At 51.1% G+C, this 16,617-nt stretch carries 11 protein-coding genes; 4 read left to right on the top strand and 7 right to left on the bottom strand.

All coding sequences use genetic code 11. From position 1 onward, the window contains the following. Nucleotides 1–2 precede the first annotated feature (2 nt). Both QQK89_RS14905 and QQK89_RS14900 read left to right on the top strand, forming a co-directional pair. Nucleotides 3–3,815: a fibronectin type III domain-containing protein gene (locus QQK89_RS14905; RefSeq protein ID WP_284239360.1), complete on the top strand. Its 3,813-nt coding sequence runs from the start codon at nucleotides 3–5 to the stop codon at nucleotides 3,813–3,815. Nucleotides 3,816–4,004: 189 nt separating this feature from the next. Beyond that, nucleotides 4,005–5,324, top strand: a complete 1,320-nt coding sequence (locus QQK89_RS14900; protein WP_284239359.1) for a PepSY1/2 domain-containing protein — start codon at nucleotides 4,005–4,007, stop codon at nucleotides 5,322–5,324. Nucleotides 5,325–5,391: 67 nt separating this feature from the next. Here QQK89_RS14900 and QQK89_RS14895 read toward each other — a convergent pair whose 3' ends face one another. The 7 genes from QQK89_RS14895 to QQK89_RS14865 form a co-directional block, all read right to left on the bottom strand. Then, nucleotides 5,392–6,069, bottom strand: a complete 678-nt coding sequence (locus QQK89_RS14895) for a vWA domain-containing protein (protein WP_284239358.1) — start codon at nucleotides 6,067–6,069, stop codon at nucleotides 5,392–5,394. Between the two features lie 96 nt (nucleotides 6,070–6,165). After that, nucleotides 6,166–7,179, bottom strand: coding sequence for a macro domain-containing protein (locus QQK89_RS14890; RefSeq protein ID WP_284239357.1), 1,014 nt, complete (start codon nucleotides 7,177–7,179; stop codon nucleotides 6,166–6,168). A gap of 331 nt (nucleotides 7,180–7,510) precedes the next feature. Continuing rightward, entirely contained in the window at nucleotides 7,511–8,560 is a 1,050-nt protein-coding gene (locus tag QQK89_RS14885) for a Gfo/Idh/MocA family protein (RefSeq protein WP_284239356.1), read from the bottom strand. Between the two features lie 12 nt (nucleotides 8,561–8,572). Continuing rightward, nucleotides 8,573–9,307, bottom strand: a complete 735-nt coding sequence (locus QQK89_RS14880; RefSeq protein WP_284239355.1) for a ThuA domain-containing protein — start codon at nucleotides 9,305–9,307, stop codon at nucleotides 8,573–8,575. Nucleotides 9,308–9,334: 27 nt separating this feature from the next. Beyond that, entirely contained in the window at nucleotides 9,335–10,972 is a 1,638-nt protein-coding gene (locus QQK89_RS14875) for an extracellular solute-binding protein (protein WP_284239354.1), read from the bottom strand. Between the two features lie 56 nt (nucleotides 10,973–11,028). Continuing rightward, entirely contained in the window at nucleotides 11,029–11,940 is a 912-nt protein-coding gene (locus QQK89_RS14870) for a carbohydrate ABC transporter permease (protein WP_284239353.1), read from the bottom strand. A 34-nt stretch (nucleotides 11,941–11,974) separates the two neighbouring features. After that, nucleotides 11,975–12,910 carry an ABC transporter permease gene (locus QQK89_RS14865; RefSeq protein WP_434481689.1) on the bottom strand — a complete coding sequence of 312 codons (936 nt, stop codon included), beginning with the start codon at nucleotides 12,908–12,910 and terminating at the stop codon, nucleotides 11,975–11,977. 314 nt (nucleotides 12,911–13,224) lie between these two features. Between QQK89_RS14865 and QQK89_RS14860 the strand changes: the two genes are divergently transcribed. Continuing rightward, the gene (locus QQK89_RS14860; RefSeq protein ID WP_284239352.1) at nucleotides 13,225–14,991 is read left to right on the top strand and encodes a sensor histidine kinase; all 1,767 of its coding nucleotides are present in this window, start codon (nucleotides 13,225–13,227) and stop codon (nucleotides 14,989–14,991) included. Next, nucleotides 14,988–16,592 carry a response regulator transcription factor gene (locus tag QQK89_RS14855; RefSeq protein WP_284239351.1) on the top strand — a complete coding sequence of 535 codons (1,605 nt, stop codon included), beginning with the start codon at nucleotides 14,988–14,990 and terminating at the stop codon, nucleotides 16,590–16,592. The genes QQK89_RS14860 and QQK89_RS14855 overlap by 4 nt, the downstream gene beginning before the upstream one ends. Nucleotides 16,593–16,617: the final 25 nt, after the last annotated feature.

Genomic DNA, 16,617 nt, shown 5'->3' with positions numbered 1-16,617 from the left:
TTTTGCCTACAGCCTTCTACCGTTTGGCCAGACGAATGCTCACTGCATCACTTGTGCTTCTGCTCTTGTTCCCAACCTTCAAAGCACCCGGGCTTACCCCGGCAGCGCATGCCGCAATCGGAAAAGACCCGCTCTACGGAAAGGTGCCCGGACTTAACGCGTATAGCCGGGTAATGATCTGGTACGGCACCAACACCGCCACCCAGACGCAGCTGGATAGCCTGAAAACGTACGATCTTGTCGTTCTTGAACCAACCATCCGCATTATTAACGTAGCGAAGAACCAGTTCTATTTCGAAACGTTTACCCCTAATCAAGTGAATGAAGTTAAGCGAGGCGTAGACGGGATCCTAGGTACGGCCGACGATGTAATCGTACTGGCTTACATGTCGGTCGGCGAACTGGCTACATCGAGCGTATTCACGGGCTTTACCGGCGACATGACCATCCAAAACGGCAAGGACGTTGGCCTTTTGCCCGCGAATTATAGCGGTCCAAGCGGTCCGCTGCACGGTCCAAACCCTTGGAACTATAACAGCTCGGGCAATTACATAAACGTGGAAGGCGGAGTGGCGCCGGACGGCACTTACAACTCCGGATACAACAGCTACGCGGGCATTTCCATCGCTGACGATTATTCCTCAACAGGCAATCTGCTCAGCTGGGGCAATAACGGTCTCATGCCTTGGTATTTGGATCAACAAGGAACATGGGTGAACGACATCCGTTATATGTACGGGGGATATTGGAAGACCGGCGACGGCGTCCCGGACAAGAACAAGACCTATGGCGGAGGATATATTAACGGCGGAGATCCAACGTGGAAAAAGCTGATTACCTTCATGACCGACAAGCTGGAGCATGATGCGGGGTATGACGGCGTGTTTCTCGATACGGTCGATACGCCCGACCCGATCGGCGGCGCCGGCCCAACAACCTCCTGGGGACCACGCGGCAACTTCGGTTTTACGGCCAAAGGGATGGTCGAGCTGGTTGAAGCGGTAAAAGCCGTTGACCCAACCAAGATCGTCGCCGCCAACCGGGGCTACTGGTATTTCAACCCGGACGAAGGCACCTCCCAATTCGCCGAGCGCTATCGGCATGCGATTAATGTTTTTCTGACGGAATCCTGGTATTACAACCCCTACATCACTTCAGGCTCCAAATTCTATGACGAGAATCCGGCATTCTTGGACAACTGGAATACGAACTCCTCCTCCCCTACTTACCGCAGCCGAGACAACTTCGGAGGCTTCTGGAAAGACTACATGAATGCGCAGGCCAATCAGCCGGACGGCTTCAACGTCATTATCTGCGACTTTACCATTCCTTCCGCCAGCACGAACAAGTGGATGAACGAAATCGTCAACAACAGCGGTTATATGGGCTACGACGTGAGCGGCGCAACCCACTTCGCCACCATGTACCACGACGCGAAGAACTGGCTGGACGCCAGCGGGCAGCCTTCCGCCAATCTCGCCGGCATGCACCCAACCGACTTGCACGGCGGGTTTAACATCGACGGCCAATTCGCGGATTGGTCCAGCGAAACGCCAATCTACAGCGATCCGGCAGGCAGCAATGCCAAAGGCATCACCAAGGTGTATGCCAAGTTCGCCGGCGACAAGTTCCTCATGAAGATTGACTCCTTATCGGCCTTAAACATGCAAGGCGAAATGCTCTACTTCGATTATGACAAAAAAGGAGCAACCGGCTGGCAAGGCGTAGCTTGGCCGATTACCCCGGACTCCCGCATCTATTTCGAGAACATGAACAAAGTGTATCTCGCTCCGCATGTCAGCGGGCAGGCCGACGTATTCAAGTTCCCTACGACGACCATCAGCAATAACGGCTGGCCGGTGCAGGCGAAGCAGTCGGGCAACTCGGTGGAGCTGATGTTTGATGCGGATTATATTTTTGACGGCACGATGGCTGGCCAAGAAATCTGGATGTGGTTCCGGACAGCCAACTTTGGCGGCTCATCGGTGAAATTCACCGTCCCCGGCGCACCTGCCGTACCTGGCGCGCCAACCGGACTGTCCGCCGCGGCGGGCAACGGGCAAGCAAGCTTAAGTTGGAGTCCGAACTCCGAGTCCAATCTGGCAGGTTATAACGTCTACCGGGGCGGAACCAAAATCAACAGCTCGCTTATTACGACTTCTTCCTACACGGCAACGGGACTGACGAACGGCACTAACTACAGCTTCCAAGTTGCCGCGGTGAATACGAATGGCGTCCAATCCGCTCTAAGCTCCACCGTATCCGTGACGCCTGCAGCCCCTGTCGCACCGGCGGCTCCTACGGGCCTAGCCGCTACTGCCGGGAACGGGCAAGTTGCGCTCAACTGGACCGCCAGCTCCGGCGTTTCCGGTTACAACGTGTACCGGAACGGAGTGAAGGTAAACAGTGCCAAAATCACTGGAACAACCTACACGAACACGGGGTTAACTAACGGCACAGCCTACAGCTTCCAAGTGTCAGCCGTAAACAGCGCAGGACTGGAATCTCCGCTAAGTTCCGCCGTCTCTGCAACGCCAACGGGTTCCACCACAACGACAATAACCATCGATGGATCAGCATCGGATTGGAGCGGTATAACCGCCTTTGCAACCGGTACTTCCGATGTGCAAACTCTAAAAGCTTCCAATACGGAGAGCCAACTGTATCTGCTGGTGCAAGGCAATAACTTGAATGTTAAGGGCCAGCTGTTCCTCGATACCGACAATAACCGCTTAACCGGTTATAACGCTGCCGGCTGGAACACTTCCGGCGCGGAAAGCGGGGCCGAGTACATGATCGAAAATAACATCGTATACCGGAATACGGGAGCAGGCTGGTCGTGGACGTCGGCCCGTACGCTCAGCGCGTCCGAATTCCAACGCAACAATAATGTCGTTGAGCTGTCCATTCCGCTCAGCACCCTTAATCTTGCGAACGGAAACACCATCCGCGCCGGTTATATTAGTAACGACTCCGCGGTGAACCGGCTGCCTGGAACCGGCGGTATATTGCCGAGTTATACGCTTGGCAGCAGCGGAACCGGCGGCGGAGGAACTACGCCGGATACGACACCACCTTCGGTTCCGGCTGGATTAACCGCTTCCGCCGGGAATGCGCAGGTTACCTTGTCCTGGTCCGCCAACGCGGATTCCGACCTACAGGGCTATAACGTGTACCGGGGAACAACGAAGTTAAATACGTCCCCTGTATCAGGCACGGCCTATACGGCAGCAGGACTGACGAACGGAACTTCGTATTCCTTCCAGGTCAGCGCCGTTGATACAAGCGGCAATGAATCGGCCAAATCGTCCGCCGTCAGCGCAACACCGCAAGCAGCTACTACGATTACGATCGACGGCAATGCAAGCGATTGGTCTGCATTTACCGCGCTAAACGGCAGTTCAAGCGGGACGATCACCGCTCTTAAAGCGAAAAACGACGCATCTAATCTGTATTTGCTCATCCAAGGGAGCGGACTTAACGCCAAAAGCCAATTCTACCTCAACACCGACAACAACACGGCAAGCGGCTATAATCCGGTGAGCTGGGCAACAAGCGGCGTAGATACGATGCTGGAGAATCAGAACCTTTACGCTTACAGCGGTACCGGAAACAGCTGGACCTGGAGCCTCGCTTCCACGATCAGCGCAGCCCAATTCGTCCGCAATGACATGGTTATCGAACTAGCCATCCCGCTGTCTTCGCTTGGCCTAACGTCAGGCAGCACGATCCGGCTTGGCTTCATTGCGAACGATTCAACAACGAACCGTCTGCCGGCGGCTAATGGCTCGCTTCTAAGCTATACGTTGTCTTAATCCTTAGACTCATCCGCCAGACTTACAATGGAGGCAACCATTCTAAGAGCAAATAGAGGTGCAGGAGTTAATCCCTGCACCTCTATTTTTGTTCATCTGCCGCAACTCTTGGAAACATTTACATCTTAAACGGCATTCCCGACTTTGTTACAGTGGATAAGACTTGTACAGACGGGAGCTTACTTAAATATGAAATTCATCTCCAAATCCATCATCGCTCTGCTCGGCGCAACGACCATTGCAGGCGGGGTATACGGTTACAAGGAGCATCAACATGCCCAGCAATGGGAGAAGCAACAGTATCGTAACGCCATTTACTGGATTCAAATGCAATCGATGTACTTGAACGACTTCGATTACAAGCTTGCCGAGGCGCTAGCAGCCAACTCTCCAGATAAACGGCAGGAGGCTATCGAAGGCGCAATAGATGACTCGAACCTCATTATGCGCCAACTTACAAATGCATCCGCTACAATGAACCTTCTACAATTATACTGGCCATCCTACGAATCCTTTGCAACAGATAGCAGTCGATACTTAGCCTATCCGGCCAGCGAGCAAGGTCCAAAGCTCCTTGCAGATCAATTGGAGCAAATGGATCGGATGCGAAAGTTCGCCCGTACAGCTATGCCTTACCTAAACCAAATGAAAGCAAACGGCGTCACTCTTCCGGAAATTCAGCAGTTCGCTGACGAGATGGGGGCTGCGCTATCCAAACTCGATGGCATTTCTATTTACGGAAATAAAGACTTTAACGAATACCAGTACAAGCTTAATCCTTACACGCCAACGAAGAAGGGCACCGTGTTTGTTGGCGAGCCGACTTATAAGGCAACGGAACTGGCGGCTAAAGCCAAAACCTTCATGGGCAACGCTTGGAACAAAGGGCCAGGCAAACAAAGCGTGCATATGAAATCCGGCGGATTTGGCTCCGATTTCGGCGAGGTCATGGATTTCACGTTATCGGATGACACTGGAAAAAGAACAAGCCCTTACACCATCACGCTAAGCAAAAGCGGCCATGTTATTCGGGTTACGAGCGGAGGCAAACAAAGCGATACCTCCGGGCAGTCGCTAGACATGCAACAAGCCATCGAGCTCGCTGACGAATGGATGGAACGTTGGTCCGATGAACGGCTGACGCTTGTTACGAAGCTCCAAACGGATTCTTCGATTCAGCTCGTCTATGTCCCGGTCAGGGAGCAAGTTCCGATACCTCAAATGAGGGTTGTATGGCGCTTCGACCCGAACACCGGCGAGTTGATCAAATTCGACGCAACCGAATATTTTAGAGACTACAATAAAAGCTTCACGCTTCATCCGAAGTTGACCGCAGAGCAAGCTGCCGCGGCGCTTAGTCCGAACTTGCGATCCACCGGCGCTCCCAAGCTTGAGATTCATGAGGGTAAGCTTACGTACAAAATACCCGTAACCGGCATTGAAGGCGTGAAACTCGTCTATATCAACGCGCTTACGGGCAGTACCGACAGCATCGCGTATAACTCTTAAGCTAGCAAAAATAGGCAACCCTCTCGCAACAATATGCCAGGGTTGCCTATTTTTTTGATTCCGTACGCTAAACTATCGTTCTGCGCCCACCGTTTCTATTGTTGCCGCGCTTCTCGTAATCCGCCCGGATCCCTTCGTTCCAATTGGCGGCCAATGCTCCGCTCGCCCGGAACCGGGTTATCGCTTCTCCTACAACTTCATAATTCAGTTGCGTCCCCGCGCTATCGGCATGATAGTTCTGTGCCCGATCCGGGGCGATGCCGAACCGTCCGGCTACGTCTACGGCATCGATGTTGGCGCCAAGAAAAATAAACTCCCAGCCGTAGACATTTTTTTGCCGCTCGATCAACGCTTTAATTTTGCCATAATCGTATTCGCGGCTGGCATTTTCCATACCGTCCGTTGTGATAACGAAGAGCACTTTATCCGCGCGATACGGCTCGGAAGTATGCTTCTGGGCATTGCCGATCTTCTGAATGGTATGGCCAATCGCATCGAGCAGCGCCGTAGCGCCGCGAACAAAATATTCCTTCTCCGTCATCGGCGATACCGCCTTGATATCGAGACGATCGTGCAGCAGTTCATACTGGTTGTCGAACAACACCGTTGTCAGACGCGCTTCGCCGCCCATCGCTTGCTGCTTGGCAAGCATCGCGTTATATCCTCCGATGGTATCGGCCTCAAGACCGCTCATCGACCCGCTTCTGTCTACAATAAATACGATTTCCGTCAAGTTTGCTTTCATATTTAGTTCCTCCATTCATTTCGTTCATGAATAAAGGATACCTTCTCGCAGCAGCGCCATGGTCGCTTTCAAAGCGACAATCGCAGGCACAACGCCTTATGAACCTAGCAGCGGCTGATCGTAAAGAAACAAAACTTCATTAATGGCGAAAATATCATAGCTTCCATTCACAATGAAGTATTCTATAATGACATCAAATTTCTGGCTGCGGGATAACGCATAACCTGCGCGCTCCAGCAAATCTTCGGTCTCTTCCAGATTGAGCCTGAGAGCGACAGCAAGCGAAACAGCGGTTTTTTTGCTCGGCATATAAGCAGGATTGCTCCGGATTTTGGAGAACAACTTCCGGTCCATATTGGCACGTTTGTAGATCTCGACATCCGTACACCCTTTCGCGTCGATCAATCGTAGCAAGGTCTGTGAGAAAGGCTCGTCAAGCTGCTCGATTACCGCATCGAGCCCGGCTATGGAAGAGCCACCAACAGATGGCGCAGGAGGGTGCATTTCCGCCGTAGGCATTTGCTCGAAAAGCGCATCTTGCTCAACCTTAAGCATGCTGCGACGCTTCAATAGATTGGCTTCTACATAATGCTGGTCGATATAAGCATCGATGGGACCAAGCACTTGTTGACTGACTTCCACGGCTTCTTTATCAAACACCACGAGGTGAACATCCATCTCCCGATGCTCAAGAAACTGTTGAATCGCCGAGGAGCCAATACGCAAAGCTTCATTCTTCGGATAGCCAAATAGACCTGAAGAGATGAGAGGAAAAGCAATCGATTCGCAGCCGTATTGCTCTGCCAGAGCGAGAGAATTGCTATAGCAGTTCCGCAGCAACTCCTCTTCTCCCTTGCCGCCGCCATGCCAGACTGGACCAGGCGTATGAATGATATGTTTAGCAGGCAGCCGATAACCTTGCGTAATGACGGCCTCTCCGGTCTCGCAACCGCCGATGGCCGCGCACTCCTCCTGCAGCTCGCTTATGCCAGCAGCTTTGAAGATTGCACCGCATACGCCCGCCCCCATCTGAAGCGACGTGTTTGCGGCATTAACAATCGCATCCACTTGCATAAGGGTTATATCATTTCGAACGATAGTAAACGGCATAACGTACGTCTGCCCCTTTCCCATGCCAATGGCAGGCTTTCTATTTCCTTCAATTATAAACGAAGCATAGTCATTGCCGCGCTAGCAAACTGCCACCTTGCACAGAATGCAGTATATTTGCCTTTATTCTGCCGATGTACGAAATATCCTGTATGGAATATTTTTAATTACGGGGCTAAATTTCCGATTATGCTGTATTTCGTACAACGTCGCCGCACAGCGTGCGTGCAGCTTATTTCATCGATTACGCCCTAGTTGGGTGTATTAAACCTAAACTCGTATACGCAAAAAAAACGCCGCAGGAAGATTCCCGCGGCGTTTCCTACAACAATTACAAATCGATCGTACGTTTCTCCTCGCTCGAGCGAATTACCGCGTCGAGCACCTCTTGATTGCGGTAGCCGTCCATGAAGCCCGGCAGGCTCTCCGATGCCGTGCCGTCCAGCAACGACAGGAAATCGCCGTATTGGGACACCTTGCAATGCTCCGGCACGTCAATAACTGCCTTAGCCAGCTGACCCGGCGCTTCCTCGCGGATCCAGACGATCTGGTCCGGATTAAGCGTTGAAGCATGCAGCGTCCCGATATCTCCATAGATCGATACTTCATGCTGGTTGCCCGAGCCGATTGCGTTACGCGACGACTGGAAGATGCCAACCTCATCGCCCGACATTCGTGCCTGGAAGCTTACGAAGTCATCAACCTCAATCTTCACCATTTGACCGGTAGCCGGATCCGGACGTTCAGGCACAAGCGTACGCATCTGAGCCGATAACTCCTTGAACTCTCCGAACAAAAACCGCGCCATATCGATCATATGCGAACCAAGGTCGCCAAGCGTCCCCGTGCCGGTAATAGCTTTGTTGAACCGCCAAATATAAGGTGTATGGTTAGCCGCCGCACCCCATCCTTGCAGATACTGGAGCGAGAAGCTGCGCACCGTGCCCAGCTTTCCTTCCCGTACAAGCTCCCGAGCATAACGGAAAGCCGGCGTATAGCGGTAGCTGAAGCCTACCATACCGTCTATAGGCTGCTGTTCAAACAGCTTCAGCAGCTCTTCCGCTTCCTCGAATACGCGGGTGAACGGCTTCTCCGCCAGAAACGGCTTGCCCACCTTCAGGCAAGCGCGAACAATATCGGCGTGGACATTATTCGGCGTTACGGAGACTACCGCATCCACGTCCGGGTCCTCGATCAGCTGCACGAAATCCCCGTATCTTTTGCCGGCTGCAATTCCTAGCTGTTCACCTTTCTCCGTCAAAGCCGCTTCATTCACGTCGCTAACCGCAACAATCTCGTAACGGCCTTCCTCCGCCATCCAGCGGATGTGGGAATGCGACATGCCGCCAAGACCAATGAGTCCAATTCGATAACTCTTCATTGTTATGCTCACCTATCCCTTCGCGCCAATCGGCTCAAGCGGTTGTACATTACCGCGTACGGGGAGCTCCCGCTTTACTGGCTGAGCCCACTTCACCGCATTAGTAATTACGCGCTGAATCTGCGGATTATGATAGGTTGGATACGTTTCATGACCGGGTCTGAAATAAAATACTTTGCCGTTGCCGCGCGTATAAGCGCAGCCGCTGCGGAATACTTCGCCGCCTTCGAACCAGCTTGTGAAGATCAGCTCATCCGGCGCCGGAATGTCGAAGTGCTCGCCGTACATTTCCTCTTCCGGCAACTCGATATAATCGCCGATTCCTTCCGCGATCGGATGTCCTGGCGCTACAACCCATAGGCGCTCCTTCTCGTCGGCTTCGCGCCACTTCAAGCTGCAGCTTGTTCCCATCAAGGCTTTAAATATTTTCGAATAATGACCGGAGTGAAGCACGATAAGTCCCATGCCGTCCAGCACGCGCTGCTGCACTTTGCTTACAATCTCATCCTGCACTTCATCGTGGGCAAGATGTCCCCACCAGATCAATACATCGGTATTGTCCAGCTTCTCGTCCGTCAGGCCATGCGCCGGTTCATCCAGCGTTGCCGTTCCCGCTTCCATGCCCGCTTTCGTCAAGAAGCGCGCAATCGCCTGATGAATTCCGCCCGGATAAATCTCCTTTGCCTTCGGATTTGTCCGCTCATGGCGGTTCTCGTTCCATACGGTTACCCTTGGATTGCTGCTCATATTCCGTTCCTCCTGAATCCCATGCTGTTATTTAATGTTCATGTAGCGGTTGTAGGCGTCGTCGTAAATTTTGATCAGCTTCTCAAGCCCCATGTCGTTGAGCTTCTTCACGTAAGCGTCCCACTCTTCTTCAATGCCGCCCTTTGTTACCCATTGGGCACGAGTGCTTTTAATGTAACTTTCAATATCGGTAAGCAGCGTAGGCAGCTCTTCATACTCTTCAATCGTGTACATGACATCCGGGAATGGCGTGGTCACGTATTCCTTGCCTAGGCTATCGAGTTGCAGCTTCAGTCCGTCGCCGCTCGTAGGCTCGAGCTTAATGTTCTTCTCGAACGCCGGGCTTGCGTATTTCGGACCAAAGTCGCGCAGGGAACCATCCCAATACCAAGCATCAGCGCTTGTACCGTCCGGCGGATCCATAAGCGTGTACGTACCGTCGTCGTTCTTCTCAATGGTCGTGCCAATCGCGCCCCAGAAGTTCTGGATACTCGCTTCGCCCGTATAGAATTGATCTGCCCAGCGTGCAGTTACCTCCGGATGTTTATTGGAAGTCGTGATCAGCACTTCGTTGCGGCGGAAACTCATGCCGTTTGGATCGCCAACCTGATATTTGTTCCCGTCCGGGCCGGTAATCGGAGCAATCGTCTCGTATTGCTTGCTCCACTGGCCAAATACGGCATCCGGCGTCCATTGGTAGGAGAAGCCAACTAGGGACGCGTCCGGATTTTGCCGCTTCGCCGTCAGCATCGTATCATCCTGGGTAAACGTTTCTTTGTCAATCAAACCTTCGGAGTACAATTTATGAGCCCAGGCAATTCCCTTTTTATAAGCTTCCGAGGTCGGGAAATATTCCGGCTTGCCGTCTTTAATGACCATATGGTTGCCGCGGATATCCGTAATGCCAAATGGCGCAAGCAGATTCATATCAATGTCCTTCGAGTCGCTGTACGGAATTTCATCCGCCTTGCCGTTGCCGTTTGGATCCTTCTCCTTGAAAGCTTTCAGAACGTCGTACAATTCATCCAGCGTATCCGGCACCTTCAGCCCCAACTTGTCCAGCCATTCTTGGTTAATAACCGGCTGCACCGAAGAATAGGGACGCGATGGCAGTCTTGCCGGCATCGAATAGATTTTGCCGTCCGGGAACGTACTCAGCTTTTTCAGTTCCGGCGTCTCTTCCATGGCTGCTTTCAAATTCGGCATATATTTGTCAATGTAATCGTCCAGCGGGCGGAAAATGCTCAGGTTGTTCACAATATCGGAGTCCCCAAAAGCCAAATCGCCAATGATGACATCCGGCATCTTGCCGCTTGCGAGCATAACCGATTTCTGGGCATCCCAGTCACTGGAGGAGATAACCTGCCAATTGATCTTTACGTTCGAATTTTTCTCCAGCTCCTGAAGCCAAGTATTCTTCGTGAACGTGTCTCCCATATTGCCCCAACGGATCGTCAGCACATTCAGCGTCACCGGTTTATCGACAATCGGCATTCCTTCCGCATGGAAGTTGCTGTCTGCCGCCTTGTTTCCTCCATTATTAGCAGGCGCATTATTCGTATCTTTATCGCTGCTGCAGCCCGCAAGCACGGTTGTGCCCAATACGGAAATTAAAGCGAGGCTGGACAGCATCTTTCTCGTATATTTCTTCGAAGTTGTTGTCATCTTCTAAACTCCCCTTATAACAGGATAAGTGCATGTCTTCTCCAACCAAGCCACGGCTACTCCTTCACGGCGCCGATCATCACCCCCTTGTTGAAATGCTTTTGCACAAACGGGTAAATGCACATAATCGGAACCGTAGCGACGATAATGACGGAATAACGCAGCAGGTTGGCCAGCCGCAGCGCGATTTGCGCCGCTTCCCCCGTCCCAAGCGCGGTTTGCATCTGATTGGTGACGAGAATATCTCTTAACACCAGCTGCAGCGGGTACAGGTTCTCATTCTGCAAGTAGATAAGCGCATTGAAGTACGAATTCCATTGTCCTACCGCAAACCATAAAGCCAGCACGGCTATAATAGGCTTCGAGAGCGGCAATACCATTTGGGTATAAAAGCGAAGGTTGCCGCAGCCGTCAATTTGCGCCGCTTCCCATAATTCGGTTGGAATGCCCGTCCTAAAGAATGTGCGCGCTACGATGATATCGAAGACCGCAACCGAGAACGGCAATACCATAACCAAGAACGTATCATACAGATGGAAATCGCGAATCGTCAGAAACGTCGGCACCAGACCGCCGTTGAAAAACATCGTAAAGATGAAGAACAGAGACAGAAACTTGCGTCCGACAAGATCCTTTCTCGATAAGGCATAACCGGCCGATACGTTGACGACCAGACCGATCATGGTGCCGACAACCGTATAAACAATCGTGTTCCGGTAACCGATCCATATATTCGAATGATTCAGTAATTCCTTATAACCGTCGAGCGTAAACCCTTTCGGAAACAACCACACTTGCCCGCTTCCGACAGCCGACGGATCGCTAAAGGATGCGATAACAATAAAGTATAGCGGGTATAACACAATGATAAGCACAAGGACGGCCCAAATGTATAATAGAATCTCCATCAGCTTATCGGCATTGCCCGATTTCTTGGTCGGCAGAGTTAAATTTGTTGCAGCCTCCATAGTTGTCGTTCCTCCTTCCAACAAAAGCATTAACCTACCAGAGACTGTTCTCCGAATACTTCTTCGATATCCAGTTAACCAGAATGAGCAGCGTGAAATTAATGAGCGTATTGAATAGATTGATCGCAGCCGAGAAGCTGTACTGCGAGCTGAGCAAGCCAATCTTGTAAACGTACGTGGAGAGCACTTCGCTGCCCGCGATATTCAAGTTGTTCTGCAGCAGATACGCTTTCTCGAAGCCGACGCCAAGCAATCCCCCGATTCGGAGAATCAGCAGCGTAACGGCCGTAGGGATCAGCATCGGAATGTCGATGTAGCGGATTTTTTGCCAACGGCTTGCCCCGTCGACTGTTGCCGCTTCATACAGGCTTGGACTTACCGCGGACAAAGCCGCAAGATAAATAATGCTATCCCAGCCGGTATGCTGCCACACGTCGGACCATACATACAAGCTGCTGAACATGCCGGCCGATCCCATCAGGTTTGGCGCTTCGGCCCCAAACAAGCGGTAGATGCTGCCGATCAGTCCGTTCCCGGGCGACAGCAGGATCATCATCAGGCCAACAATAACGATGGTCGAAATAAAATGCGGCATATACGTGATCGTCTGGAACACCCGTTTGAACCGGTTTTGCCGAAGCTGATTCACCAGAATGGCGAAGATAATCGGCAGCGGGAACGTCACGAAGCTGTACAAGCTGATCAATATCGTGTTCTTAATCGTGACCGAGAATTGGTAGGAGTTGAAAAACTTCTCGAAATATTTGAACCCTACCCACGGACTATCCATAATGCCAAGCGCCGGCTTGAAGTCTTTAAACGCGATAATAACACCGTACATCGGTTTATAAGTGAAACAGAGCAGCAGGACGACTGCCGGCATGAGGAGCAGGTATAACCCCCAGTTCCTGCTGATCCTTTGCCATTGACGCTGCAGATTGCCACCGGTCGAAGATGAGCTGTTTATCAAGAATCTGAACCTCCTTGCTTCGTATGCATTAGCTTTGCTGTCTTCTTAATGACTTTAGTATACTTAATACCGACTTTAAGATTTGGACATCATGGATAGCACATTCCGGACATTTCGCCGCAATACGTACGGATTTGCGCAAAAGCCTTACAGCGGGACGTTGAACCAATTACAATCCGGACTTTTTCATATCACTAATCGGACATTCCGCCGAATTGAGGGTTGCAACCGATTGCAATTTCATAAAGCGGCATTATAATGATCAGACATGGAATTTGCGCAATAAAGGCGGCTAGCGGGGAGTTGAGGAGCATATGGCCAATAAACAAGCGGAGAACAAGTTATATCCGATTCAGCATTATGTCAAAATCATTCTCGTTATCTCGTTTTCCGCGCTAATCCTGGATTTTCTCATCAGCTTCGCATCGATTACGATCGTTAAGCAGCAGTCCGCGCGGGATTTGCGCGACACCGCTTATTTGTACATTAACCGGATTAACAGCGACTTCTCCTACATTAATCATTTCATGGGCTGGACGCTTGCTAATGACGAGAATGTGAAGATCATGGATGCGCATGGCACGAACGAGACCGAATTCATAAAAGCAAACGATACGTTATACCGGCGGTTCGTTGAGCTTCAGAAAAGTTATGACCGAAACTATAATTACTTCCTCTTCCTTAATAAGAAGAAACTTATGCTCAACATTGCGCCCATGGGGGTTACCTACCAGGAATATCAAGAACTCCAACGCAAGATTAATGTCTACATCAAAGATAAGGTTATTTACGAGAAGCTCTATTCCAGGTGGTCGACGATCCAACTGGCGGGGAAATTTTATATCGTTAACATGGTTCCCTACCACGATACCTATTTGATTTGTCTGATTGCCGCCGACGATCTGATCCTCCCGCTTCGCGAGATTAATCTGGGAGAGAACGGTTACGCCTCCTTGCGGGCCGAGGATGGCAGTCTTGTTACCAGTCCCATCTCGAACAAAGGGCAACTGTTGAATATCGACCGGGAGCACAAAACCGCCTCCATCCTGAATACCCTTCAGACCAGGACGACGGTCAACGGCGAATTCGATAATGCAGCCTTCTATGTCAAGCTCATCATTCAATTCGGCGCGTTTGAGAAAATCATGATCGTTCAGCTGCTGATCATGCTGCTTGCGGTCATTGTCGCCTGCAGCTTGAGCTTCATCATGCTGTACTTCAAGAACAAGGTGCTTCAGCCGATCAAGAGCTTCTCGTATAATCTCGCTTTTTGGACGGAGGATGGAGAACCTCTGGAGCAAGCAGGCAGCAGAATCGTTGAACTCGAGAAAGCCAACAAGCAGTTCGCGCAGCTAGTTAACCAGATTAAAACCTATAAGATCGATATTTACGAACGCGAGATCGAGAAACAACGCATTCAGCTGGATTATATGAAGCTGCAAATTAAGCCGCATTTTTTCCTCAACTGCCTAACGACCATCCACAGCATGGCACAGATGGATATGACGGAAGAAATACAGCAGATGGCCTTATCCACCTCCGTCTACTTCCGGTACATTTTCCAAAACGGCCAAGACTTTGTCCGGTTGGAGGACGAAATCGAGCATGTGCGCGTCTATCTGGAAATTCAGAGGAACCGCTACCAAGGCTCGTTCCATTATCGGTTGGAGCAGGAGGAGCAGACGAAGGATACGCCAATTCCGCCGCTGGTCCTGCAGACCTTCATCGAGAATGCCATTAAATACGCCGTATCCAGAGATAACAAGATGCTGATTGAACTGACCGTGAAGCTGCAGCTGATGGGCAACGAGCGCATGACGGTCATCGGGATAACGGATAACGGACCGGGCTTCCCGCCGGACGTTCTAGAGAAGCTGCAGCAAGGACAACCGCTTGACCAGTTGCTCGGCACGCAAATCGGCATTATGAATACGGTGCATCGGCTTGCCTATTTGTACGGTAACCGGGCGTTCGTGGAATTCGCAAACCAGATTGGCGGAGGTGCTAGCATAACTCTTTACCTGCCAGAGCTTCAGAAGCTTTCGGACAAATCTGACGAGAATGGAGTGGAGCTGAAGTGAACGCATTAGTTGTAGATGACGATTACTTTGTGGTCACGGCGCTGGAGAAGAAGATCGACTGGGCTTCACTTGGCATCGAGTCGGTATTTACCGCTCATAATGTCGCTCAATCGCGCGAAATTCTAATGAACCACAAGGTCCAAATTCTGATATCGGATATCGAAATGCCGCAAGGCAGCGGACTTGAATTGTTAGCGTGGATTCGCGAGGAAAATTATCCGGTACAGGCTATTTTTCTAACCAACTACGCAGATTTTAATTACGCGCAAAAAGCGATTGAGCTGCGCAGCTTTGAATATTTCTTGAAGCCGATTCAATTCGATAAGCTGATGCTCATCATCCGAAAAGCCGTCGAACGCGCACAAGAACAGCAGCAACAGGAAAAAGCAATCCGGGAGGGCTATTATTGGCAACGCAATCAAGCAAAGATTCTCGAGCATTTCTGGCGCAAGCTGATCAGCGGCAGTGTCTCCTTTCCGCTCAAAGCCTCGGACGTCTCGCTTGCCGTTGAAGAACAGCATCTATCGTATACCATGAACGATCTTATCCAGCCCGTGCTTCTCAATCTCTACCCTTACGACGGCAGCATGGGACAGGAAGAAAAAAACCTGTTTGACTTCGCCTTGCTTAATGTCCTGTACGAGCTGTTCCAGCATCCGCAATTTACGCTTGAAACCGTGCTCGAATATAGCGCGCATAATTGGATTGCGGTATTAAAATGGAAAGCCGCACCTGACTCGCAAACACTTGACTCGTTATGCTCCTCGTTTATCTTGCAGGCGAACCGTGCTTTGAAATCCGATGCCTGCTGCATTGTCGGGATGAAGGGCAGACTTGAAGCCATTAGTCCGGTTATCCGGCAATTGCTGCAGCTCAATCAAGATATCGCCAAGAGGCGAAACCATATCTTTTTTGCGGAGCATGGCATTCAGCCCGTTGACGAGTTGTATAACCCGCCTGATCTGGTACGGCTTGAAGAGCTTCTCGAGCGGAACTTGCCGGAAGATTTGCTGCGTGAAATGTTTATGCATTTAAATGATCCCGCGCGCCAGAAGCATTGCACAACTTCCGTTCTGAACCTGTTCCGGCTTGATATGATGCAGCTCGTGTATGCCTTCCTCAAATCAAAAGGCATTCAAGCCCATCAACTGTACAAAGGCAAAGCCAATGAACGGCTGCTTGCCAACTCGTTGAATTCAATGGAAGATATGGAAGCTTACTTGCGGAATCTGGTTCGCACGGCTATGTCCTACCGCGACTTTGCCGAACAGCCCAAATCCGTCACGGAAGAAATCAAGCAATATATACACGCGCATTACGGAGAGGATTTAACCCGCCTCAGCCTGGCTGACGTCGTCTACCTCCATCCGGATTATCTCGCCCGCTTGTTCAAGAAAGAAACGGGAGTATCCCTTGGCACCTACGTCATTAAAGCCCGCATGGATGCGGCGAAGCAGCTGCTCCGAACAACGCAGTTGTCCGTATTCGCCGCCGGGAAGAAGGTCGGTTACGCCAACTATTCCTATTTCGCGAAAGTGTTCAAACAAGAAGTAGGCATGTCGCCTAACGAGTATAAACAGAAACAAGAGGCCGCCGAATAAGGCAACCTCTTGTTTCTTAGCCATA

The organism is Paenibacillus glycanilyticus, assembly GCF_030161375.1.
GTDB lineage: Bacteria > Bacillota > Bacilli > Paenibacillales > Paenibacillaceae > Pristimantibacillus > Pristimantibacillus glycanilyticus_B.
This window is presented reverse-complemented; position numbering and strand designations above follow the sequence as displayed.